The following is a 22,583-nucleotide window of genomic DNA, read 5'->3' as shown; positions in this document are numbered from 1 at the left end:
CGGCTTGCCTGATTTGGCATAAGTCAAAAGCGCTGACAATTGTCGAAAGCGATATCCAGTATCTTGGGCTAGCCGGCCTGCTTTCTCGCAGCCAATGAGAGCAGGTCGGACCCGGTAAAAAGAAGGGGACGAAGACGCCCCCTTCATTATCTGCGAAAGCTGATCTCAGCGCGGCGGGAGAGGCATCCAATCCGTCATAGCGACGTCCGCATGCTGAAACTGGGGCATCGCCGCGGACAGCTCATCCATGTTCGAGATATCGGCCTCGTTAAGGAAGTCCTGCGTGATCAGGGTCGGTGGCACAATGACTTGCGCACCCGGATCGCCACCTGCGAGCATAATGGCCAGGCTCCGGACCGAGACTTCACCAACGACCGCCGGGTTGGTTGCAACGGTAGCTTTCCACGGGCTCCCCGGTTCGCGCATGACCGCGATATCAGCGGTCGACACGTCGGCGGAGTAGATGCTGACCTGATCGCTTAGCCCAGCTTCATTGACGGCAATTACGACGCCTTTAGCGAACTCATCATAAGGTGCGAAGACGACGTTGATGTCAGGGTTGGCTTGCAGGACAGAGCGCGCCTGGTTGGCGTTGGAGTTGGCAATCGGATTGTCGAGCGTGCCAAACCGCGCAACCTCATCGATCATCGGGTTCTCTTCACGAACCTCCTGCCATGCCGTATCGCGGCGATCGAGTGGCGCGATACCCGGCACGTAAACATAACCGGCTGTCCATTCCGTTCCATTGTCTTCGATGGCCTGATCAAGCGCCATGCGGCCCAGAAGATAGTCAGATTGTTCGATCTGCGGAACCATCTCGTTTTCGACGTTCACGTCAAAAGCAACCACTTTGATGCCCGCGTCGACCGCACGCTGCGCAGCATCACGCATCGACTCGGTCAGGCCGTGTTGAATGATGATGCCATCGACGCCCAATGCAATCGCCTGATCGACCATATCTGCCTGCAACGCCGCATCTTGGCGGCTGTCGAAGACGCGCAGATCAACGCCGAGCGCCTCGGACTGTGCCTCCACGCCGGCCAGGTAGGCCTGGAAAAAGTCACCTGTCGAAAGATAGCGGACCAAAGCGATTTGGACGTCGCCAGCGTTGTCAAACGGTGCCGGCATATCCTGCGCCAGCGCGGCGCCGGAAAGGCATGTCGAGGCGGCAAGCGCACCGACTACCAGTTTCATGAAGGTTCTTTTCGTACCGATCATTGGTATCTCTCCCTGTTTTTGTCGGTTCTTCTTATCGTTGTACGGGGCAAAATAACCCGCTCAGTGACCCCCACCGCGCTTGCGCGTCGAAAGGGCGAACGTGAACATCAAGGCGACCACCAAGACGGCCCCCTTGACGAAGTCTTGGGTGTAGTAGGGCGCATTCATCATCGTTAGTCCCTGCAAAAGGACGCCGACAAACAGCGCCCCGATCGCGGTTCCGAATGCATTTGGCTTCGCCGCGCCGAGAACGGCGAAACCAATCAGCGCCGCCGCCACGCTATCAAGAAGCAGATTATTCCCCGATGCGATATCACCTCGGCCAAGGCGGGCAGCGAGCAGGATACCGCCTATCGAGGCCATAACGCCCGATATCATGTAGGCCGTAATCTTGTAACGCTGGACGTTTGTCCCGGCGAGCGCAGCGGCCCTCTCATTGGAGCCGATGGCGTACATCAACCGACCGTGCCGCGTCAGTTCAAGGAAGACCCAAACGAGGACACCAACAATCAGAAAGACCACGACCGGCACGGGAATGAGGTCTTCAAGAACCAAGTCGAAGCGATGTCGACCGAGCCAAAGAAAGGCCGCTGAGAACGTACCCTCTGCGGTCTCTCCCCCAGGCAGGGTCATACCCGTGGAGATCGAGCGCCCCTCCGTTGGAATGCGCTGCAGGCCGATCAGAAGGAACATCATGCCGAGCGTAGCAAGCAAGTCCGGCACCCGCATCTTGACGATCAGCAGGCCATTCACCAGCCCAACAAACGCTCCCATCACAAGGCAAGCGAGGACAGCGACAAAGGCTGACTGCTGCAGGACCACCATCATGTACGCCGATAACATCAGCGCGGAGGTTGCAACCGATCCGATTGACAGATCGAAACCGCCAACCACCAGCGTGCACGTCACCCCCAGAGCAAGAATACCCGTAATCGCCACTGACTGAAAAATGAACGCAGCAGAGCGCGGGCCAGCGAAGCCTGGCGCGGCGATGGAGAAAAAGACGATGAGGCCGAGCAGGAGGCAAAGGAAGCCATAGCGGATGCCGAGCAGAACGAGGGTCTGCGAGCGATCGACACTCGGTGGCACTGGTCGCGAGGTTTGAGTGTCGGTGGTCATGCTGAGCGGACTCCGGCAACGGGTGAGGAACCCGGAGTTTTGTTTGCACTCTCACCCGAGATTTGTGAGAGGATGGCTGCAAGGTCGACACCATCGTTTCGGTGCTCACCGACCAGGCTATGCTCATAGAGCACCAGGATTCGATCGGCTATTTCTAGCGCTTCATCCAGTTCTGCCGCAAACACGATGGTCGCTCGCTCTTTGGCCGTCTCGCGAATGGAATGTCCGATGTCGTGTCGGGCGCGAATATCAACGCCCTGAAAGGGCTCATCAAGCAGCAGCAGCTGGCTTGCTTCCGCCATCCACCTCCCAACCATCACCTTCTGCTGGTTCCCGCCTGATAAGGTGCCTATGTCGTCGTGCTCCGACTGACAGACAACGCCCAGTTGACCGATCATGTTCCGCGTTGTCTTCCGCTCGCTCTTCCGGTTGAGGAACGAGAGGGGAGCATGCCGCGCGGTGAACGGCAAGGTCAGATTTTGTGTGATATCGAAGGTTGGAACAACACCGTTGGAAGCCCGATCTTTTGCCGAGAGAAATACTCCGGCCCTGATCGCATCTTGCGGTGACTTGGGGGCGTACGGCTTCCCTGCCAAGCGCATCGATCCGCTCATTGGCGCCTGCATCCCAAACAGGATCGATGCCAGTTTCGACTTGCCGCTGCCCAGTAACCCGGTGATGGCGATCACCTCGTTACGATGTGCTGTGAGGTTGAACGGCTCGCCGTCTGTGGACAGCTTTAGATCATTGAGCTGAAGAACCGGTTCGCCCGGGCTCGCGACGTCAAAGTCCACCGCGGTCATCGCGTGACCAAGCATCGCCGTAACCGCCCCCTCATAGTCGAGCGGCTGGGTCTCAAAGGTTCCTGAAATCTGGCCATCGCGCATGCACACGATCCGGTCAGCAATGCGGCGGATGTCGGACATACGATGCGAGATGTACAAGACGGCCACACCGGTTTCTCTTAGTCGATCCAGCAGACCGAAGAGGCGTTCAGCCTCTGTCGCGGACAGAGAGGAGGTTGGCTCATCAAGGATCAAGACCTTGGGTTTCTTGGCCATGGCGCGGGCGATGGCGATCAGCTGCCGTTCAGCAACGCCAAGCTCTGCCACCGGCGTTCTCACGTCAATGTCGATGCCCATAGCGCCAGCGATTTCCCGGGCTTGAGCATTGAGTTTGCGTCGATTGATCAGAAAGCCCGCGCGTACCGAATTGAGTTGGTCGAGCATAAGGTTCGAGGCAACATCGAGATCTGGAATGACGCCGTCATTAATCGCTTGGTGGACCGTAACAACACCAGCGTCGATCGCCTGCGACGGGGAACTTGGAGAAAACGCCTCGCCAAAAAGGTCAATCTGGCCTTCATCCGGGCGGTGGACCCCGCAAAGGATTTTCACAAGGGTTGACTTGCCTGCCCCGTTAGCGCCCATCAGCACCGTCGTCTGACCAGCTGGGATTTTCAGATCGATCCCGCGCAACACGCGGTTGGGCCCGAAGGCTTTTTCGATACCGACCATGTGGCAGGCGGCATGGTTCATGATTTCACGACCTGTTTGCCGGTCACCCACGGTTTGCCCGTGATTGTTCTCGGATTCAACGTGCTTTTAGCCATGGCAAAAGTCAAGGTGACTTGACAAATGCCAAGTGTGCCAAGCAGTCTTCGCGACCCAAAGAGCGGTTTTCGCTCGCTGCCGAAGCTCGATCCATCCGAACGCGGCTTTGCGGAGGTCGAGCAGAAACAGAAAGCTGCTGCGATGGACACAACGGTAACAGAACCCGACTACCAGGCACTCACGATCAGTACACTACCGGCACGACTTAGCCCGTTGCCAGGGATCCGAGCGCGGGTGGGTTCCGATCCGGACGTCTGGACCGTGAAGGAAGTCGGAGACGGAAACCTCAATCTGGTTTTCATCGTTTCCGGACCAAGCGGGCAAATCGTGGTTAAGCAGGCACTTCCCTACGTTCGCTTGGTCGGCGACAGCTGGCCCTTGCCTTTGAAGCGTGCGTTCTTCGAATACCACGCGCTGACACGACAGGCTGCCCGTGATCCGGGAATGGTCCCCGAAATCTACCATTTCGATGAGACGCAAGCGCTTATCGTCATGGAGTACCTGTCTCCTCACATCATCCTGCGCGGCAAGCTGATCAAGGGCGAGCGCGTTGACGGTCTCGGCGCAGCATTGGGTCGGTTTTGCGCACGAACGGCCTTTCGCGGCTCCGATCTGTCAATGCAGGCCGGTCAGAAGAAGGCGGACACCGCGCTGTTCAGCGGGAATGTCGAACTGTGCGACATCACTGAACAGCTGGTCTTCACCGATAGCTATTACGATGCTGAGCGCAATCATCACACGCCCGAACTGCAACCTGTTGTCGACCGCCTGCGCGCCGATCCTGACGTCAAAGCCGCCGCTCAAACCATGCTCATGCGCTTTACGTCAGGCGGCGAGACACTGATGCATGGCGATTTGCACACCGGTTCGGTCATGTGCACCGAGAACGAAACCAGGATCATCGACCCAGAATTTGCCTTTTACGGTCCGTTCGGTTTCGACTTGGGAATGCTGATTTCCAACTACCTTATGGCCTATTTCAGCCAGCCCGCGCATCGATCCGCCAATGATCTTCTCGACTACCAGGACTGGCTCTTGGCGGTGATCAGCGAGACAATCGACGCCTTCGCCGAGGAATTCAAGAGACTTTGGGAGGTCGAGCGGACGGGCATCCTGTACCCACTCAGCCTGTGGGAAGATCAGGGGCAGTCCTCCGCCGGTGCGCGCGACGCGCTTATGGGGCACATCTGGAAAGACGCGATGGGGTTCTGCGGCGTCGAATTGCATCGCCGCATTCTCACCCTCGCGCACAATGCTGATTTCGAAACTGTCGACGACACGGCAACCCGCGCGAAGCTTGAGGCTCGCAGCATCGACTTGGGCAGGACGATATTGCTCGATCGGCCGGCAGGTGCAGGGGCCTTGATCGACATGGCAAAAGCAGCCAACGCAAAGGACTTGCTATGAAAGTCAACGGCACGCCCTACCGCTCGATCTGGTATGACCGCAGCCTCGACGAGGTGCGAATTATCGATCAAAGATGGTTGCCGCATGCGTTTGAGGTGGTTTCGCTCAAGAGCGCGGAGAGCTTTGCAACAGCCATCAAGGACATGTGGGTTCGTGGGGCGCCACTTATCGGCGCCACGGCCGCATACGGCGTTGCCGAGCAGATGCGGCGGGAGCCGTCAGATAACGCCCTCAATGAGATTTGGCAGCAGCTGAACGCAACCCGTCCAACGGCTATCAATTTGCGTTGGGCGTTGGATCGCTGCCGTGCGCACCTGCAGCCGCTTTCGCCGTCTGAAAGGCCCGGTGCTGCCATGCAGCTTGCGCACGCAATTGCCGATGAGGACGTGGAAATCAATCGCATGATCGGTGTCCACGGATTGGAGATCATCAAGGAAATCGCTGCGCGCAAGCCCGCGGGGGAGCCTGTGCGGCTTCTCACCCATTGCAACGCAGGCTGGCTTGCAACTGTGGACTGGGGTACCGCGACAAGCCCCATGTACCATGCCGCCGATGCTGGACTGCCTATCAGTGTTTGGGTTGATGAGACGCGCCCCCGCAATCAGGGTGCTCTGACGGCTTGGGAGCTCGGCAGCCATGGCATCGAGCACGCCTACATCACCGACAATGCCGGTGGCCATCTCATGCAGCACGGTTCGGTCGACATGGTCATCACCGGGACAGACCGCACAACGGCCCGCGGCGACGTCTGCAACAAAATCGGTACCTACCTCAAGGCGCTCGCCGCCAAAGACAATGGCGTGCCCTTTTATGTTGCTCTGCCGTCGCCCACGATCGATTGGACCGTAAGCGATGGGGTGAAAGAGATCCCAATTGAAGAGCGGCCTGGCCGGGAGGTTTCGCACATCCAGGGCGTCAGCGAAGATGGCACCACCGCGGAAGTCATGGTTTCGCCGGATGGCTCTTCACTCGGCAACCCCGCTTTCGATGTGACGCCCGCACGACTGGTGACGGGTCTGATTACCGAGCGCGGCATTTGTGAGGCCTCACCCGAGGGCCTTGCCGGCCTGTTCCCCGAGCGGGCCGCAGCTTGATCTGCGAGATCGGTCTATCAGTCGGACGGCGGACAACTGTCGCAGACCGGTCGCGCAGCTAACAGGGCGGGTTGCTTAAGCAATGACGGACAACAAGCCCCTCAAAGACCCAGGCCACTCGGAGGCGCAGCTCGCCCATGTCGCCATGCTGTACTACCGAGAAGGGCTGACCCAGAGCGAAATCGCGCAGCGGATAGGACTGTCGCGCGCGACGATCGTGAATTACCTGCGTTTGGCGCGCGAACTCGGCATCGTCGACATCCGGATTCGCGGCGAGAGCTTCGCCGCATCGCCGTTGGCGCGCCAACTGGCAGAGGCGTTCAGCCTCACCGATTGCTATGTCGCCCACCATGATTTGCAGCCGCGAAGCGACGACGCTGTCTTGGACCGCGTGGCGCAACTGGCGGCTTCTGCGTTGCGTGATCTCCTTGAACCTGGGGATCGGCTTGGCGTTGCATGGGGGGAGACGGTCCAGCGCGTGGCGCGGCGATTTCCCAACGGCCCGATTGCCGATCTCAGTGTCTATCAGATGGTGGGTTCGATGAGTTTTAATCCGCTTTATGCCGCTGAAGCGTGCGCGATCGAAATCGCACGGCGCAGCCTTGCGACATGCCACACCTTGCACGCGCCAGCTGTCGTCTCGACGGCTGAACTCGCGTCGAAGCTCTGCGATGAACCTGTCATTGCGAGGCAGCTACAGGACCTATCAACCTTATCCAAAGCGGTGTTTTCTGTGGGAAGTCTGTCGGCGCCGGTTACGCTTATGAGCTCCGGAATGGCGGACGACGGCGAGCTTTCCATCTACCTGAACAAAGGCGCGCACGGCGTTTTCTGGGGGAATTTCATCGATGCGGACGGCAAGGAGGTTACGGGGCCCCTTTCCGACCGGCTGATCGGCGTTTCGCTTGCGACGCTCAGCGCCGTTAAGACGCGGATACTGGTGGCTTGTGGACCTGATAAGCGCGAGGCTGTCAGATCGGCGCTGCGTGGCGGTTTCGCGACCCATTTGATTACCGACGAGGATATGGCGACGGCGCTCCTCATGCCGTCCCGCTCCGCATAGTTTGCCCACAAGAACACGGCGCGCCGCGCGGGCGCATTATGGCTGGCAGACAGGTGCGAGATCCCCCAATCGTGATATTTGGGGGCGGTTAACGTCGCGGCGCTACGACTGTGTGACCGAAGCTGGTTGTTGGTGGGCACCTTGGTCTCCTGCATTACATGGAACGTACACCGCTGCCGTGGTAATGACGGTATCGTCGACCCCGATCGCACGGTGCAGGTGCTGGAGGACGAGGTCTGGCGGCCTCAAACTGACGCGCTGATCCTGACTGAAGCCGATGAGGAGGTGCCGCCTCATGCTGGCCTGCTTGATATCAAGCGGCTGGAGATGTCCACCGGATTGCGTTGCGTCCACACGCATACCGATCACCGTTGGGGTGAACGAAGCCACGGTTTTCTCGGTGTGATCGTCTTTCTTCAGCCACGCTTTGCGATAGAGCGGCTGGACGTTCTTGACCTTCCCGGGCACTGCCATCGCGGTGCTGTGATCGTTGACGCACGCTCGGGCACAGATAACGTGCGTTGGATCGGCACCCACCTGTCGTTATGGCAGGGACTGCGTATGGCTCAGTTGCGCACGATTGGCCAATATCTGTTTCGCCGAGCGCCGATGCCGACGGTCCTGGCTGGCGACCTCAATGAGTGGCGACCCTGGGGCGGCATGGCCCTGTCTGCTCGTGTGATGCAACACGCATTTTCAGGGCCAGCTAAGGGCACGTTTCCGATCAATAGACCAATGCTTCCGCTGGACCGTATTCTGGCGTCTCCCGATCTGGCTCAGGTCGAAACGGAGGTGCTCGACGGTCCTGGCATCCGCATGACCTCCGATCACCGGCCCATATGGGGACGGGTCAGCTGGTCAGACGCTGACTAAACCCCACCATCGCGCGCCCGCGTCCACCGGTGGAGCCAAACCGGGCTGAGCGGGGTGTTATCGGTGCCGCGAAGGCTAAGCCGTATCTCTGCACTATCGGCAGGCGGAGGTCGCATGAGGAAAGTCACGCGTGTGCCGCGTTCATCTGGCAGCGCGAAGGCACTTACCCCATCAATTTCGGCGCCTTCGCTTGCTGAGATCACGGGCACGGCATCCCTTTGCTGGGTATCGACGTCCACCACATACCGCCGGGCGCCTGGCTGATCATGTTCGCGGCCGCTGCGGCTTTGAAGAACCGATGCAACGCCGCCCGTGTTGGGCAGGTTCAGTGTCCATGTAAGGCGATAGTCATACTGGTAGCTCTCGCCCGGTAGCAGCGCCGCCTCGGGTCGCCAAAATGCGACGATGTTGTCCAGAAACTCATCGGCGGTTGGAATTTCGACCAGCACCACCGCGCCCGCGCCCCAATCACCAAGCGGTTGGACAAATCCAGAAGGTCTGTCGTGATACCGAGCCTCAGTGTCTTCATAATCCTCGAACGAGCGCGCGCTTTGAAAAAGCCCGAAACCCGCCGGTCCGTCGTCGATGAATGAGGAGGTCTGGAGCTGGGCTGGGTTGGTTATCGGCCTCCAAAGCATCTCGTCCGCACCGTTGTGAACAAACAGTACATCGCTATCGTGAACCCGGGGGCGAAAGTCATCGGATGTCGAAGCCCTTATCGGCCCCTTGAGAAACATGGATGTCAGCGGCGCTATCCCAACGTCATCAATCACCGTTCGTGGGAACAACGTCGTTGTGATCTCGGCGGTCGTATCGGCTCCGGGGCGCAGCCTCATGTCAAAGTGCCCGGCGAGCGACGGGCTGTCGATGACCGCTTCAAGGCGGACCACATCGCCCGCTGGTTCATGCAATCTCATTTGTATGAAGCGGGGAAACTCTTCCGGATCAGCGCCGCCTGTTCCGATTGCGACAGCGCGGGCTGACAGCCCGTAGACCATCGATTGGCCAATTGCGCGAAAGTAGCTCCCCCCCTGCGCAACCATCACCTCATCGAGAACGTCGGCAGCGTTCAGCGGGTACCGTAACCGCAACCCAGAGAAGTCCGCCCCGGGGCTTCTGTCGGGAATTGCGTCGAAGTAACGTGGCTCGAAGCTGAAGAGACCGGGGCTGAACGCAACCTGTTCGGGTCCACTTGGCCGCATGATATCGATAGCGACCGGGTCAGGAAAATAAAGTCCTGGTGGGAGCAGATCGAAAGCATAGCGCTCCCCCAGCGGGAGCATGGCTGCGCGGCCAGGCTTGGGGCGAATACCCCGGTAGGCGTCGTAGTCGAGGTCTGCGAAAGGCGCTTGCAATTGAGAGGTGCTCGGCGAGTACGCGTTTTGGCCGAGGCGGCGCGCGTACTCAAGAAGATCAGACGTCTCGCTTCTGCCCGTAGTTGGGGAAAGGTGGACGGCGGCCGTGCTTGCCATCGCCGCGATAAAGTGGCGGCGGTTGATCATCGCGGCGCGTTAAGCAGACGGATGATTATCGGTGCGAGCAAGAGGGGCGCAAGAAGCGGGACCAGCCATATTGTCACCTGCGGGCCAATGGCGAGACTCAATCCAAGGATCGCGAGCCCAATTGAGGCTTCAATCACGCCATCGGGTAGGTGCATCGTTCGTTGACGCCCGCTTTTCCAGCCGCAGTCCCGGCCCATTAGAACTGACCCCACCGACGCCGCTTGCCGAACCATGATCAACGGGGCAACGACTGATGAAAGAAACAACTGATTAATCCAAGCACGTGCGACGATCAGACGGTGACGTCGGTTTTTTGCACGACGCGCCCACGTTACCGCAGCGCAGACATGCGGGATAAGCAGAACCATGAGAACCGCAAAAAGCGGGTAAACCCCCGCAATTGGGATCCAGCCAAATGCGATGAGCGCTACGAGGGCAAGCCATAGCGGGGATGCGAGGTAACCGAGGATGCCTCCTAGAAGATGGAGGCGGCTAATCGGATGCAACCCGGGCGTCAGGATGAGCCTCAAATGCTGGAGGTTTCCCTGGCACCAGCGCCGGTCCCGACGGTGAAAGCTCTCCAATGTCTGCGGACCGTCTTCGGCGCTACCGCGGACATCATGATCAAGTTCGATCATCCAACCGGCCCGGCGTATCCAGGCTGCTTCGATGAAATCGTGACTGAGGATGCTCCCTCCCAGAGGGGCGTTTCCTGTGAGCCTTGGAAGCGGTACGGCAGTGCGAAAAGCTGATAACCGGATAATCGCGTTATGGCCCCAATAGTTCCCCGAAGAGCCTGCCCAGGCGGCCATGCCACGTCCAAAATTGCCCGCTAGCAACCGGACAGCGTTGCGCTGATGGTGCCCAAAGCGTGTCTGCGCGGGAACAAGCGCCATGCCCGCCTGGATGAGACCCGTACGGGGGTTTGCTTCGAGCCGCCAGATAAGTCTGTTGATCCGCGCAGCCGTCATCCGACTGTCTGCGTCAAGGACAATCATGTGATCGAATGCCGCTCCATGGGCATGGATCCACTCGGCGATATTGCCAGGTTTGCGATCGACATTATCGACGCGGCGGCGGTAGGTGATCTGGCCGCTCGCTGACAGATCGGCAAACGCAACCTCTTCCGCCGCTGCACAGTTACGGTCCTGGGTATCAGAAAGAACAAAAATGGCGACCGATTGAGCAAGGTCATGGGCTACCAGACCGCTTCGAAGGCCGGCCAGATAGGTCGCGACCGGCTTTGGATCCTCGCCACATAGCGTTACCAAGACAGCCGTTTTTGTGCTTGGGGTCCAATCAGCCGGTGCTGATCGAGCTTTTGTATTGGTTTCCAAGGTGCCGATCACGGCTGTAGCCGCACCGCCGGCAATCCACACGGCACACAGACCGATGAGCACCAGTGCAATAAATGACGCAGCGTTCCAGTGATCGATCGCCAGCGCACTAGCACCGACCACAAAGCCGCTGAGACAAACAGTTAGCCCGAGAAACGCCCATCTCCAACGATGGTGGTGCAGCCTTTTTCCATCGATGATCTCATCGATGGCCACGGCGCTGTCAGCAAATATCACGTTGGATCGGATCCTGATTGTTGGCTGCAAGCCATTGTGGGTATCAAAGCGAAGATTGCATAGCGCGAGAGCTATTGCGCTGTGCACGAATGGCAACCGCATCTGGGCGTTTTCATGGCTAGCCTAAACTTTGAGCATTTTTCCGCGCTTGGCGTTCGGCAATCGTCAAGCTATCGGCCCCGATAGCGAGGGCTTCATCGAGTAGGGGTGCGCCAGCATCGCCCGGACCCGCCGGAACTCATTTGTGACAGAAGCTTGACATATGCAGTCGAAAGGTAATGTCATTTTGATGCGTATGTTGCGGTCACATCTTCCTCAAACCAGCCGATCTGACGTGTCCCTCGAGGCGGCAAACCCAGCCGTTCGGGGGGCGTTCGTGACGTCGTTGGGATGCCTTCTGGCACTGGTTTTGGCTGGCTTTGCGTTGTTTGGGGACCAAGCCAATTGGTGGTTGGTTATTTCGCTCAGCGCCGCCTTCTTCGTTGTGGGAACGACGCTGACACTCCTGGGAATGTCGCGCCACTATCCACATCGTCGTCTCGGTGGCGGTAACGTCGTCACCCTTATGAGGCTTGCATTGACGGCGGTTTTATTTGGCGCGCTGGCTTTGCCGTACACACAATCCTGGACGCCATTTGCCCTCGCTGCGCTTGCGCTTTCGCTCGATGGGGCAGATGGCTGGCTCGCACGGCGGCAGGGCCTGGCAAGCCGCTTTGGCGCAGCCTTTGACATGCAGGTAGATGCGGCGCTTGCACTCGTCCTTGCGCTCCTTGCATGGTTTTCGGGCGCGGCTCCGGCGGTGGTCATACTTCTGGGCCTGCCCCACTATCTGTTTGCTCTGGCTCAGTCTGCTTGGCCGTGGTTGCGAGCGCCGCTCCCGGCACGCTTTAGCCGTAAGGTGATCTGTGTGGTGCAACTTTCCGTCTTGATCGCTCTACAGGCTCCAATTGTCGGTGGCGACCTGACCGCACTGCTGACCACCTTGGCGGCGATCGGCTTGATCTGGTCCTTCAGTGTGGACTGCCTCTGGTTGTGGCGGAACCGCATGTGAACCGGACAGACAAAAGGCTCGTCGCGCACACCGCCCTTGCGACAGCGATCATCTACCTCGTTTTGATACAACCCAATCACCCCGCAGCCCTGGGGTGGCGTGCGCTGTTTGTCTTTCCTCTGGAACTGCCGGTTGTTGTTCTTGCGATGGTTGCCTTCGGTGATGGGCGGGTGGGTCGGTTTGTGCGTGCAATGATAACGGCTGCACTGACACTCCTTGTTGTCCTCAAGACCGCCGATTTCATCATGTTCACCGCGCTCAACCGGGGCTTCAATCCGGTCGCTGACATCTCGCTGGTATGGTCGCTTGTGCAACTCATAGATGGGGCGTTCGGTGTTGTGGCTGGCTATTTGGCGGTTCTTGGCGCTTTGCTTGCGATCATGCTGGTCGCGCTGCTGCTGTGGTGGTCGCTTGGTCTGTGGGCACGCTTCGACATACCGTTCGGCCGCCGCCTGGCGTCAGTGACCGGCGCTGGCCTTTTCGCGGTCTTCTGCGCAGCTGAAATCGGCGACGCGATGGGTCGGTGGTCCCTGCCCATCGATCCACCCGGCAGCGCGTTTACCGCGCGTGTGGGAGTAGAGCGGGTGGAAATGACCCGCAAGACCCTGGCTGATCTGCAGGCCTTTCAGCAAGCGGCAGCAAACGACCCATATGCGGGCAACGACAGCCTTTTGCGTCTCATCGACCGGGACACACTGATCATCTTCGTTGAGAGCTATGGTCGAACCAGCTTCGATACGCCTCAATATGCCGATCTCCACCTTGCGACCTTGCGCGAGGGAGAGGCGACGTTGCGCGCGGCAGGCCTATCGATGGCTACGCGCTTTCTGAGCTCGCCAACCCGCGGCGGTCAGAGTTGGCTGGCCCATGCGACATTTGCAAATGGGCTCTGGGTCGATGGGCAAACAAGCTATGGCGCTGTGCTCGCGAGCGGCAGGCAGTCCTTGTTTCACATCGCAGCACGCTCTGGATTTCATACCGCGACCGTGATGCCGCAAATAACGCTTGATTGGCCCGAGGCTGAATTCATGGGCTTTGAAACAGTCCTTGTAGCTGAGGACCTTGGATACGCCGGTGAAGCGTTCAACTGGGTGACAATGCCCGATCAGTTCACCCTAGCTGCGCTCGACAGGCTGTTGCGCTCACCAGGCGATGATGACCGGCCACTGTTCGCGCAGGCTGCCCTTGTCTCATCGCATGCGCCCTGGGTGCCGGTCCCTGATTTGTTGGACTGGGAAACGATCGGCGATGGAACGATTTACAATGAAACTGTGCAATCGGGCGACGCGCCAAGAGATGTTTGGCGGGACCGTGATCGCGTTCGCGCGCAATACCGCCTGGCGGTCGATTATGCGCTCCAAACTGTCTTAGCATATGCCGAACTGCACGCGTCCGAACCTCCACTCATGATCGTCATAGGCGACCATCAAGCGACCAATTTTGTCGCGCTCGACGAACGACCGGACGTGCCAATCCATGTGATCGGACCATCTCATCTCGTCGAACCGTTGCAAGCGGCTGGCTTTGAGCAAGGGTTGATACCAGCTGAGGATTCGCCGGTCGTTCCAATGGATCAAATGCGGAACGTGATTATTGATGTCTACAGTGCCGAGCAGCTTGTTGGGCACGCGCGCCAATGACCAGCATAGTTCATGTTCCGCATGTTAGGCTGAAAGTTGCCCTGAGGCTGGGCCAAGCCTTTGTAACGGTGTTGCTCCTCGTACTGGTCTGGCGCATCGCTGATGGCCCGCAAGCGCTTGGCGTCGTTTCGGATTTGCATTTCGGCTGGTTCTTGTGCGGCCTTGGCGCTCTGACATTGCAAACCCTCGTTTCGGCGCAACGTTGGCGCCTGACCGCCGCTCAGGTTGGGATTATCCTTTCGCCCCTGCATGCAGTCCAGGAATACTACCTGGCCCAACTCATAAACCAGACAATGCCGGGCGGTGTTCTGGGCGATGCCAGCCGGGCCGTCCGGGCGCGCTCCCAGGCGGGTTTGCTTGTTTCGGGACAGGCAGTGGTGATTGAACGGTTGGCTGGTCAAGCGGCTATGTTTGCGATCCTCGGCGTCGCTTTTGTCACAACTTGGCTGATGCCTGGCGGTATCGACTGGCCCGCTTGGCTGGCTACATCGGTCGTCGTTCTGGTCGGGGGAGCTTTGGTCTTACCCTTGATTGCACTGGCCCTTGCACGTCTGCCTGGAGCGGTTGGCGGGCCGTTCCGTAGTCTGAACGCTATCTTCAAGCAGGCGCTGTTGGAGCCCAAGGTGGTCCGCGCGCAAATCGGCCTGAGTGTTTGCGCGGCGCTGTGCAACTTGTTTGCCTTCGCCCTGTGCGCGCGCGCGTTGGGTCTGGCTCTACCGCCCGGCGCAGTCTTCGCGCTTATCCCGTTAATCCTCCTTACGATGCTCATCCCTTTGACAATTAGCGGTTGGGGGGTTCGGGAAGGCGCGGCGGTTGCGCTCCTTCCGCTTGCCGGCGCCAGCGCCAGCGAGGGCTTGGCCACCAGCATTGTTTTCGGTTTGGCGTTCTTGCTTGCCACAATGCCTGGTTTCGTGGCGCTTTGGCGAAACCCAATTGGGCAGAGCGAACCTTAGCCGCGACAAGACGCGCGCCTGTGTAAGGATTTTCGCGTGTTGTCATCACGCTTGCTGGCTCTACCGTTGTGCGCCGTAGGAGGACTTTATGAATAACAAAACTTCAATGACCCGCCGCTCGGTGCTGGCCGGATTTGGGGTCGGCGTCGGCGTTGCCAGTGGCCTGCCGGGCGTCCGTCTCGCGCACGCACAGACCGCCGTAAACATGCAACTTTCTTGGCTGCATTCGTCGCAATTCGCTGGCAGTTACATTGCCCTTGATAGGGGGTTTTGGTCAGATGCTGGCCTTGATGTGTCACTCCTGCAAGGTGGTCCAAATGCGCCGGTCGAACCGCCGGTTATCTCTGGCACGGCGCTGATCGGCATTTCTGCCGCTGATTACACCGCCGCTGCGGTAGAGCAGGGCGCGCGCTTCAAGATTCTCGGCGTGGCGATGCAGAAAAACCCGTTTGTCATCACCTCGTTGCCTTCAAATCCGGTGAACGAGCCTGCTGACATGGTGGGCAAGCGGATCGGTATGGCGCTTGCAAACACGCCGGTGCTTGAGGCGCTGTGTACCCTCAACGACGTCGATGCGAGCGGGATCGAGGTCGTGCCCACCCAGTATTCTGCCCAGCCATTGATTGCGGGCGAAGTTGATTGCCTTCTTTCCTGGGAAACGGATTTGCCAGTCGCGATGGCGATCGAAGGGATAGATGCGCAAACCATGCTCATGGCTGACCATGGCTATGCGGTTCATTCGCAAACCTACATCGCTACCGAAGAAAGCCTTGCCGACAGGCGGGCCGACCTTGTCGCCCTGATGCAAGGGGAAGTGCGTGGGTGGGAAGCCTACCAGGCAGACACTGATGCCGCCGCTGAACTGACCCTTGAGATGTATCCCGATGCTGGCCTCGATCTCGAAACGCAGAAACTGCAGGCGGCGCGGCAAGTTCCACTGATGTTCTCCGAGCAGACCGACGCCAATGGCTTCGGTTGGTGGACCGACGAAGCCGTCCAGCAGAACATCGAAACGCTTGCACTTCTGGGTCGAACTGTAACCGCTGATCTATGGGATCGCTCGATCCTTGAAGAGGTCTATGGCGCGTAGACAGCAGCCACCGCCAGCCATTCAGTGCATAGGCCTATCAAAGACTTTTTCGGGCGGGCTGGAAGCGGTCCGCCCCGTTGACCTTTCGTTTGAGGCCGGCAGGACCACCGCGCTTGTCGGGCCATCGGGATGCGGAAAATCGACCCTGCTTCGGATGATTGCAGGGCTCGAAGTACCGAGCGCGGGTAGCATCGATATTGGAGGATCGGATCCGAAAGCTACACTGCGCCGGGCCGATCTTGCGATCGCATTTCAGGATCCATCCCTGCTTCCTTGGCGAACGGTACGAGGTAACATCGAACTGGCCTTGAAGCTCGCGCGGCGACCGATTGACCCTTCCGCCATTGATCAACTCGTCGCCCTCGTAGGCCTCGATGGCTTTGCGGACACCCGACCAGCGGAACTGTCCGGAGGGATGCGCCAGCGCGCAGCGATCGCCCGCGCCCTTTCTACCAAACCCGGCCTTCTCCTTCTCGATGAACCGTTCGGCGCCGTCGATGAGCTGACCCGCAGACAGCTTGTTCAAGATCTGCCCAAACTGTGGGAAGCGCGGGGAACAACAACGCTGCTGGTCACGCATTCGGTGCATGAAGCGATCATGCTGTCCGACCGCATCATTGTCCTGTCGGCTCGGCCGGCCGATGTCGTAGCTGACATCTCCATTGGCCTCGAACGACCGCGCTCTTCGGACGATGCACGCAAAGACGCCTTCCGCGATCTTTCTGACCAGATTTACGCGATGTTAGCGAAAGGCGTTGCGCACCGCGAACGTCCTGTTGCGGCACAATGATTGCGGCCACTGCCTCGCGCGAAACCGTCCTTGACCGGTCCTTTTGGATCCCTGTTTTGGGGACCCTTTTGGTGGTTGTCGCGTGGGAAGTCGCGGGGAGGGCTTTTGCGGGCGCCTATGTGCTCGCCCCACCAAGCGCCGTTGCTCGTTTTTTGGTCGACAACTCCGCGCTGATGATCCGGGCACTTGGTGTCACCTTCACAAACGCAGCAATGGGCTTCGCCTTCGGTAACATCGCTGCCATCATTCTCGCGGCGATTGTTTTGCTCTTCCCTGCCAGTCAACGGGTCGTCACCGGCCTTGCGCTTGTTGTGTTCTGCCTGCCACTGGTCGCCACGGGGCCAATCCTAAGGGTTCTCATGGGGCCGGGCGAAGGCCCGCAAATCGCGCTCGCTGCGCTGGCTGTCTATTACACAACGCTCATTCCGTTGCTGGTTGGTCTTAAAGCCGCGCCATCGAGCTGGTTCGACTTGATCCGAAGCTATGGCCGCTCGCGGCTCAGCGAGCTTCTGCACGTTCGGCTGGCCGCTTCCACCCCTTACCTGTTGGCTGGACTTCAGATTGCAGCTCCGGCCGCTTTTCTTGGTGCTATGGTTGGCGAGTTTACCGGCGCCGAACGCGGGATGGGTGTTTTGACCATTCGCGCCATGCGAGCCCTTGATGTCGATATGACGTGGGCGCTCGCGACTGTTGCGACCGCCGTCGCCATCGCCGCATACGCTGCCATGGGCTGGTTGGCCCGAAGGCTACTGAAGGACCCTCCACCTGCGATTCTTGCCCCTCCCAAGACGGTAGCCAAGGGCGATCGGCGCTCTTTGGCAGGGCTGATCGACGTGGCGTTGATCGTTTCTGTGTGTTTGATGGTTTGGTGGGTCGCGTTGGAACTCAGCGGTCTCAATCCGTTTTTCGCGAAAACGCCCGGTGATGTCTATGCCGCGCTTTTCACCCAGGCCGATGCCGCCGAGACGCGGTCGTCGCTTCGGTCCGCCATAAGCGAAACGTTGATCTACCTGGTCCCCGGCTATCTTGCCGGCCTATTGGTCGGAGCAGGGCTGGCCATGCTCCTTGTTCTGGCCCCGTCCGTCGCAAGCATCACCATGCCGGTCGCCATCGCGTTGCGATCGGTCCCGATTGTGACCACTGCGCCCTTGATCGTTCTTGTCCTTGGGCGCGGCGCCGTCGGCACAATTACGCTGGTTGCCGTGATGGTCTTTTTCCCGACGCTGGTCGCCTGTCTGCATGGCTTGCGTCAGGCGCCAGGTCAGGCACTGGACGTAGCCTCGAGCTATGCCGCAACTCCGCTCCAAAGGCTGGTCTATGTGCGGATACCGGCCATGCTTCCCGCCCTTTTCGCCGCTGCACGAATGAGTGTTCCCGCCGCCGTTCTTGCGGTCACCGTGGTCGAGTGGCTGGCCACAGGCGGGGGTATTGGTAGCCTGATGGCCCTCTCAGCGTCCTTGTCCGACTACGATATGCTGTGGAGCACCATCGTGATCGTCTCGATCCTCTCCGCACTGGGGTACGCGTTGGTCGGCCTTCTTGAAGCCCGCGTTTTGAGGGTTTATGCCCCCGAGCAGTCGCAATAATGCCTGTTGCGGCAGCCTTTGCGATCCCTGGCGATATCACCACACTCACAGGCGGATACATTTATGAGCGGCGGCTGCTCGAGGGGCTGCGCAAGCTTGGCCACGCAGTGCACCACATACAGCTCGGCTCTGGCTTTCCCGATCCTTCCCAAGCCGACATGAGGGATGCTGTGGGCAAGCTTCAGGCGATCCCCGCAGATCAACCGCTGATTCTGGATGGTCTGGTCTACGGTTCAATTGCAACCGATGGACTTGCCGGGGTGTCGGCGCCGATCGTTGGGATGATCCATCATCCGCTGGCGCTCGAAAGCGGGCTTTCTAAAGAGCGAGCGGATCACTTGTTCCGGACGGAGCGCGCAAATCTCGCGCTGGCCGACCATGTGCTGGTGCCCAGCCCACATACGGCATCGATCCTGCGGGCGGATTATGGCGTTGATCCTCGCGCCATAACCATCGCGCGTCCGGGCACGGACAAGCCAAAGCCAAGCGCAGATACGCAAAGGTCCGATCCATTTCTGATCCTGTCAGTAGGCATCCAGCATCCGCGCAAAGGCCACGATATCCTCCTGCGTGCGCTCGGGCAGCTAGCCGGTCTGGACTGGCGCGCGGTGATTGTGGGCTCGGCTTATGATCACGATCACGCCAACGAACTGCAGCAACTCAGAGAAGAGCTTGGTCTGCAGGAGCGCGTGCGGCTGGCTGGGCGTGTGGAGGCCGAGGAACTTGATAGCCTCTACCGGCAAGCATCGCTCTTCGCCTTGGCGACACGCTATGAGGGTTACGGCATCGTGTTCGATGAAGCGCTCGCCTACGGTCTACCGATCGTCTCCTGCGATACCGGCGCAGTATCCGAAACCGTGCCGGCTGATGCGGGAGTACTCGTGCAACCTGAAGACGCTCATGCCTTTGCCGCCGCGCTTTCAACGCTGCTCGCTGATGAGGAGCGACGAAGCGCAATGGTTCGTGCTGCTCTGATGGCCGGTGCGTCCCTGCCGGGTTGGGGGGATACGGCCAGGGTGGCGTCAGGTGTTCTTGAACGGGTCGCTCTTCCCGCTGCTCGCTAAATTCGGTGATGACCAAGATCGCACAACGCAAGCCACAGACCCGAAAGCGATCGCCGTTGGGTCGCTCTTTCGATGTGTATTACCGGGATTGCGCAAGAACCAAGCGTATGGATGCGCTTCATGCTCAGCTGGTCCGCCCCGGCCAGCTGGTTTTCGATATCGGCGCGCATGTCGGGGACAGGACTGGGAGCTTTGTGCGGCTGGGCGCGCGGGTTGTCGCGGTCGAGCCGCAGCCCTTGCTGTTTCGGGCCTTAAGGCTGCTCTACGGGCGATGCGATGAGGTGTCTCTGATCCCTGAGGCTGTTGGCGCTCGCATTGGCTCCACGCAGTTTCACATCAACGCCGACAATCCGACTGTATCAACAGCGTCGCAAGCGCTGATCGCTGCAGCTGCGCATGACAGGGCATGGCGAGATCAGCGGTGGACCCAAACCCTGTCGGTGCCGGTCACAACGCTTGACGCCTTGATCAAGCGCTACGGAGAGCCGGACTTTGTGAAGGTTGATGTCGAAGGCTTTGAGTACGAGGTTCTCAATGGCCTGAGCCGACACATTCCGGCCCTGTCGTTCGAATTCACAACCTTGCAAAGATCGGTGGCGATGTCGTGCATCGACCGGCTGGTGTCGTTAGGCAACTACCGGTTCAACGTCAGTTTCGGCGAGGAGCACGATTTGCGCTTCGCGCGATGGGCGGATGCGCCATCCGCGCGTGCGTTCATTGGCAAGCTGCCCGATGCGGTCAATTCGGGCGATATCTTTGCTCGGTTGACCGAGGAGAGCTGAGGGCTGCCAGCTGCTCAGCACGGTTTTCGCGCGCAGCAGCTGGCTTGGCCCGGCCTAGCTGGCCTTCTTGTCGAAGTTGGCTGACAAGCGCATCTGCATATAGTCGCCTGCCGACATCGGCTCATATTTGTTCTTCGGCCCGACGATCATGGCGTCCTTGTTGGCCTGCGCAAAGAACGCAATCGAGTAGCGCGGGCCATCATATTCGCAAGGTTTTGGCATCCGAACGCGGTGTAGCGTGGATTTCAGCACATCATCGGACCAGCGCATGAGCATGTCGCCGATGTTGCAGGTGATGATGCCATCTTCGGGCACGACTTCTGTCCAAGCGAGCCCTTCAACGTCGTCCTTACCCGGCGCCACCTGAAGACCACCCTGACCGGTACGCTGGTGCAGGAGGGTAAGGCAGTTGTAGTCCGAGTGCGCGCCCGCGCGCCAATATTTGAAGTCTTCCTGCTTGGCATCTTTCATCGCCAGATAATGGATCAGCCGGACCGTCGACTGGTAGGTCGGTTGCATCGGGTCATGTGCGACCGTGAAGAAGTCGGTTTCCATGCCGAGTTTGGTGGCGAAGCATCCCAGAACCTTGGTCGCCAGGTGCCAGTTAGCCCGCTCAAATGCGAGCATCGATGCTTTGAAGCCCGGAAGCTCTGCAGATGTCGGCCACAGCTTCAGCTCTTCCATGCGGCTTGTGGTGATCTGGTAGCTTTCCTTTTGATCCGCCGTACCGGTCGATGGGCGCACCTGCGCCTTGTACTCCCAGCCCGAGTTGGTTCCCCGCTGCATGGGGTACTGGCCCTTCACATCGTGCGGAAGCGCGAAGAAAGACTTCGACATCGCGAATGCTTCGTCAATAAGCGGAAGCGGAACGCCATGCCCTGTCAGCTGGAAGAAGCCTATCTGGGTCGCAGCGTCCCACAGCTCATCGGTGATATCGTCCTTGCGTTCAGCGAAGTTGGTCAGGTCAATGCGCGGGATTTCGCGTTGGACCTCCGTTCCCACACCGCCGATGGTGGTTTCCTTGTTGAGTTCCTGCAAAGCGTAGTCGGTTGCGTTGGCCATAATCGGTCTCCAAACAGTCGGTTGCGATATAGCGGAGCAATGACCTGCGCGGGCCGCACTGGCGCGAGCGCTGACTGCTTCTACTCCTCGAGCGAGCACAAATCTCGTGCTTTCCGCCCAATTCAGGGTCGCAAAGCCTCGCTATGATTTCAACGCACTGGAGCCGCGCCACCGCCCAAATGTTGGTCAAAGGGCGCTGGCGCAATCGAAGGTTTGCCTAAACTGCCAGCTACCGGATCAGCACGATGGGGATACGGCAGGAGCGAACCATTTGTGTTGTCGTTGAGCCGATGATCATCGAGCGGATGCGCGAATGACCATAGGCTCCCATCACCAGAAGGTCGAAATCGTGGCCTTCGACGTGATCTCCGAGCGCCGTTTCTGGCTGTCCCGACAAGACCTCGATATGTGCTTCCGTCCCTGCGGCCTTAAGCATGGCTCGCGCATCCTCAAGCTCTTTGCGGGTGCTTGCGGTATCTGAGCCGACCGTGACCACATGAACCTCAAGCCCACGATAGATCGGTGAGCGGGCGATATGGTCCACCGCCTTCATCGCCGATGTGCCGCCATCATAGGCGATCAGAACCTTATTGATGGGTTGAAGCGCGCGCGACGCAACGAAGATCGGCTTGCGGCTGGATCGAACAATGCGTTCCAGGTTGGAGCCAAGATGCCCTTTGGCAAAATCGGCAGCCTCGCCGCGTTTGCCGATCATCACCAGGTCGGCGTCGCTTTCCTGATCCAGGACGCTTTCGACAAGATCGCCTTGCCGAAGGCGCGATGTCACGTTCTCAATACCAGCACTCTCGAAGATTGCCCTTGCGTCTTCGAGGATCGCGCGCCCCCGATGGGAGACGACCTTTGCCCTCTGCGCATCAATCTCGGCAAGCTCTTCCAGAAGAGCAGTTCGCGCGCCAAGCGTAATGGCGCCTGACAGGTCCTTATGCTGCGTGCCTTCGCGGTGCCCCAGGACATGAACCAGTTCAACAGACCATCCGGTGCGCTGCGCGAGCCAGACTGCATGATCGCAAACGCTCTGCGAGTAGATTGAGCCATCGACAAGGGCGACAAGTTTGCCGTTCGGTTCCGTCATCTGCATGCC

19 protein-coding genes are annotated in these 22,583 nt (G+C 59.3%); 12 read left to right on the top strand and 7 right to left on the bottom strand.

The annotated features are described in order from the left end of the window. Positions 1-165 precede the first annotated feature (165 nt). The 3 genes from AAF739_08320 to AAF739_08310 form a co-directional block, all read right to left on the bottom strand. A complete protein-coding gene (locus AAF739_08320; protein MEM6382663.1) occupies positions 166-1,194 on the bottom strand; it encodes a substrate-binding domain-containing protein in 1,029 nt (342 codons plus the stop codon). Between the two features lie 84 nt (positions 1,195-1,278). Then, positions 1,279-2,337, bottom strand: a complete 1,059-nt coding sequence (locus AAF739_08315) for an ABC transporter permease (protein ID MEM6382662.1) — start codon at positions 2,335-2,337, stop codon at positions 1,279-1,281. Further along, positions 2,334-3,875 (bottom strand): sugar ABC transporter ATP-binding protein, encoded by a 1,542-nt coding sequence (locus AAF739_08310; protein ID MEM6382661.1) that lies wholly within the window; start codon positions 3,873-3,875, stop codon positions 2,334-2,336. The genes AAF739_08315 and AAF739_08310 overlap by 4 nt, the downstream gene beginning before the upstream one ends. Before the next feature lie 216 nt (positions 3,876-4,091). Here AAF739_08310 and mtnK point away from each other — a divergent pair, with 216 nt between their 5' ends. The 4 genes from mtnK (at position 4,092) to AAF739_08290 (ending at position 8,387) form a co-directional block, all read left to right on the top strand. Continuing rightward, positions 4,092-5,357: an S-methyl-5-thioribose kinase gene (mtnK, locus tag AAF739_08305; protein MEM6382660.1), complete on the top strand. Its 1,266-nt coding sequence runs from the start codon at positions 4,092-4,094 to the stop codon at positions 5,355-5,357. Beyond that, positions 5,354-6,451: an S-methyl-5-thioribose-1-phosphate isomerase gene (gene mtnA / locus AAF739_08300; GenBank protein ID MEM6382659.1), complete on the top strand. Its 1,098-nt coding sequence runs from the start codon at positions 5,354-5,356 to the stop codon at positions 6,449-6,451. Before mtnK ends, mtnA begins: the two co-directional genes overlap by 4 nt. A gap of 82 nt (positions 6,452-6,533) precedes the next feature. Then, positions 6,534-7,514: a sugar-binding transcriptional regulator gene (locus AAF739_08295; GenBank protein MEM6382658.1), complete on the top strand. Its 981-nt coding sequence runs from the start codon at positions 6,534-6,536 to the stop codon at positions 7,512-7,514. Between the two features lie 132 nt (positions 7,515-7,646). Further along, positions 7,647-8,387 (top strand): endonuclease/exonuclease/phosphatase family protein, encoded by a 741-nt coding sequence (locus tag AAF739_08290; protein MEM6382657.1) that lies wholly within the window; start codon positions 7,647-7,649, stop codon positions 8,385-8,387. Here the strand turns inward: AAF739_08290 and AAF739_08285 are convergent. Together AAF739_08285 and mdoH are read right to left on the bottom strand one after the other, a co-directional pair. Further along, positions 8,384-9,889: a glucan biosynthesis protein G gene (locus tag AAF739_08285; protein MEM6382656.1), complete on the bottom strand. Its 1,506-nt coding sequence runs from the start codon at positions 9,887-9,889 to the stop codon at positions 8,384-8,386. The two genes, AAF739_08290 and AAF739_08285, sit on opposite strands and share 4 nt — an antisense overlap. Then, positions 9,886-11,463 carry a glucans biosynthesis glucosyltransferase MdoH gene (mdoH, locus tag AAF739_08280; GenBank protein MEM6382655.1) on the bottom strand — a complete coding sequence of 526 codons (1,578 nt, stop codon included), beginning with the start codon at positions 11,461-11,463 and terminating at the stop codon, positions 9,886-9,888. The genes AAF739_08285 and mdoH overlap by 4 nt, the downstream gene beginning before the upstream one ends. Before the next feature lie 262 nt (positions 11,464-11,725). On the opposite strand from mdoH, the gene AAF739_08275 reads away from it, so the two are divergent. The 8 genes from AAF739_08275 (at position 11,726) to AAF739_08240 (ending at position 20,419) form a co-directional block, all read left to right on the top strand. Beyond that, positions 11,726-12,514 carry a CDP-alcohol phosphatidyltransferase family protein gene (locus AAF739_08275; protein ID MEM6382654.1) on the top strand — a complete coding sequence of 263 codons (789 nt, stop codon included), beginning with the start codon at positions 11,726-11,728 and terminating at the stop codon, positions 12,512-12,514. Next, positions 12,511-14,154, top strand: coding sequence for a sulfatase-like hydrolase/transferase (locus AAF739_08270; GenBank protein MEM6382653.1), 1,644 nt, complete (start codon positions 12,511-12,513; stop codon positions 14,152-14,154). The genes AAF739_08275 and AAF739_08270 overlap by 4 nt, the downstream gene beginning before the upstream one ends. Further along, a complete protein-coding gene (locus tag AAF739_08265) occupies positions 14,151-15,107 on the top strand; it encodes a lysylphosphatidylglycerol synthase transmembrane domain-containing protein (GenBank protein ID MEM6382652.1) in 957 nt (318 codons plus the stop codon). Before AAF739_08270 ends, AAF739_08265 begins: the two co-directional genes overlap by 4 nt. 106 nt (positions 15,108-15,213) lie before the next feature. Further along, positions 15,214-16,197, top strand: a complete 984-nt coding sequence (locus AAF739_08260; GenBank protein ID MEM6382651.1) for an ABC transporter substrate-binding protein — start codon at positions 15,214-15,216, stop codon at positions 16,195-16,197. After that, the gene (locus tag AAF739_08255; GenBank protein ID MEM6382650.1) at positions 16,187-16,987 is read left to right on the top strand and encodes an ABC transporter ATP-binding protein; all 801 of its coding nucleotides are present in this window, start codon (positions 16,187-16,189) and stop codon (positions 16,985-16,987) included. The genes AAF739_08260 and AAF739_08255 overlap by 11 nt, the downstream gene beginning before the upstream one ends. After that, on the top strand, positions 16,984-18,573 hold the full coding sequence (locus AAF739_08250; protein MEM6382649.1) for an ABC transporter permease subunit: 1,590 nt from the start codon (positions 16,984-16,986) through the stop codon (positions 18,571-18,573). The genes AAF739_08255 and AAF739_08250 overlap by 4 nt, the downstream gene beginning before the upstream one ends. Beyond that, positions 18,573-19,637, top strand: coding sequence for a glycosyltransferase family 4 protein (locus AAF739_08245; GenBank protein MEM6382648.1), 1,065 nt, complete (start codon positions 18,573-18,575; stop codon positions 19,635-19,637). The genes AAF739_08250 and AAF739_08245 overlap by 1 nt, the downstream gene beginning before the upstream one ends. A 107-nt stretch (positions 19,638-19,744) precedes the next feature. Further along, entirely contained in the window at positions 19,745-20,419 is a 675-nt protein-coding gene (locus tag AAF739_08240; protein ID MEM6382647.1) for an FkbM family methyltransferase, read from the top strand. Between the two features lie 54 nt (positions 20,420-20,473). On the opposite strand, the gene AAF739_08235 is transcribed toward AAF739_08240, so the two are convergent. Further along, positions 20,474-21,481: a 2-oxoglutarate and iron-dependent oxygenase domain-containing protein gene (locus AAF739_08235; protein ID MEM6382646.1), complete on the bottom strand. Its 1,008-nt coding sequence runs from the start codon at positions 21,479-21,481 to the stop codon at positions 20,474-20,476. Between the two features lie 229 nt (positions 21,482-21,710). Beyond that, positions 21,711-22,574 (bottom strand): universal stress protein, encoded by an 864-nt coding sequence (locus AAF739_08230; protein ID MEM6382645.1) that lies wholly within the window; start codon positions 22,572-22,574, stop codon positions 21,711-21,713. Positions 22,575-22,583: the final 9 nt, after the last annotated feature.

The organism is Pseudomonadota bacterium (assembly GCA_039024915.1).
Classification (GTDB): Bacteria; Pseudomonadota; Alphaproteobacteria; order Rhizobiales; family MH13; genus MH13.
Note: the sequence above shows the minus strand (reverse complement) of the source record. Positions and strands in the feature narration are given on the sequence as shown.

Excerpts from the sequence above, each read along its gene's own strand:
- AAF739_08320 (MEM6382663.1), bottom strand. The coding sequence starts at position 1,194 with ATGAAACTGGTAGTCGGTGCGCTTGCCGCCTCGACATGCCTTTCCGGC.
- AAF739_08315 (MEM6382662.1), bottom strand. The coding sequence starts at position 2,337 with ATGACCACCGACACTCAAACCTCGCGACCAGTGCCACCGAGTGTCGAT.
- AAF739_08310 (MEM6382661.1), bottom strand. The coding sequence starts at position 3,875 with ATGAACCATGCCGCCTGCCACATGGTCGGTATCGAAAAAGCCTTCGGG.
- mtnK (MEM6382660.1), top strand. The coding sequence starts at position 4,092 with ATGGACACAACGGTAACAGAACCCGACTACCAGGCACTCACGATCAGT.
- mtnA (MEM6382659.1), top strand. The coding sequence starts at position 5,354 with ATGAAAGTCAACGGCACGCCCTACCGCTCGATCTGGTATGACCGCAGC.
- AAF739_08295 (MEM6382658.1), top strand. The coding sequence starts at position 6,534 with ATGACGGACAACAAGCCCCTCAAAGACCCAGGCCACTCGGAGGCGCAG.
- AAF739_08285 (MEM6382656.1), bottom strand. The coding sequence starts at position 9,889 with ATGATCAACCGCCGCCACTTTATCGCGGCGATGGCAAGCACGGCCGCC.
- AAF739_08275 (MEM6382654.1), top strand. The coding sequence starts at position 11,726 with ATGCAGTCGAAAGGTAATGTCATTTTGATGCGTATGTTGCGGTCACAT.
- AAF739_08265 (MEM6382652.1), top strand. The coding sequence starts at position 14,151 with ATGACCAGCATAGTTCATGTTCCGCATGTTAGGCTGAAAGTTGCCCTG.
- AAF739_08260 (MEM6382651.1), top strand. The coding sequence starts at position 15,214 with ATGACCCGCCGCTCGGTGCTGGCCGGATTTGGGGTCGGCGTCGGCGTT.
- AAF739_08255 (MEM6382650.1), top strand. The coding sequence starts at position 16,187 with ATGGCGCGTAGACAGCAGCCACCGCCAGCCATTCAGTGCATAGGCCTA.
- AAF739_08250 (MEM6382649.1), top strand. The coding sequence starts at position 16,984 with ATGATTGCGGCCACTGCCTCGCGCGAAACCGTCCTTGACCGGTCCTTT.
- AAF739_08245 (MEM6382648.1), top strand. The coding sequence starts at position 18,573 with ATGCCTGTTGCGGCAGCCTTTGCGATCCCTGGCGATATCACCACACTC.
- AAF739_08240 (MEM6382647.1), top strand. The coding sequence starts at position 19,745 with ATGGATGCGCTTCATGCTCAGCTGGTCCGCCCCGGCCAGCTGGTTTTC.
- AAF739_08235 (MEM6382646.1), bottom strand. The coding sequence starts at position 21,481 with ATGGCCAACGCAACCGACTACGCTTTGCAGGAACTCAACAAGGAAACC.
- AAF739_08230 (MEM6382645.1), bottom strand. The coding sequence starts at position 22,574 with ATGACGGAACCGAACGGCAAACTTGTCGCCCTTGTCGATGGCTCAATC.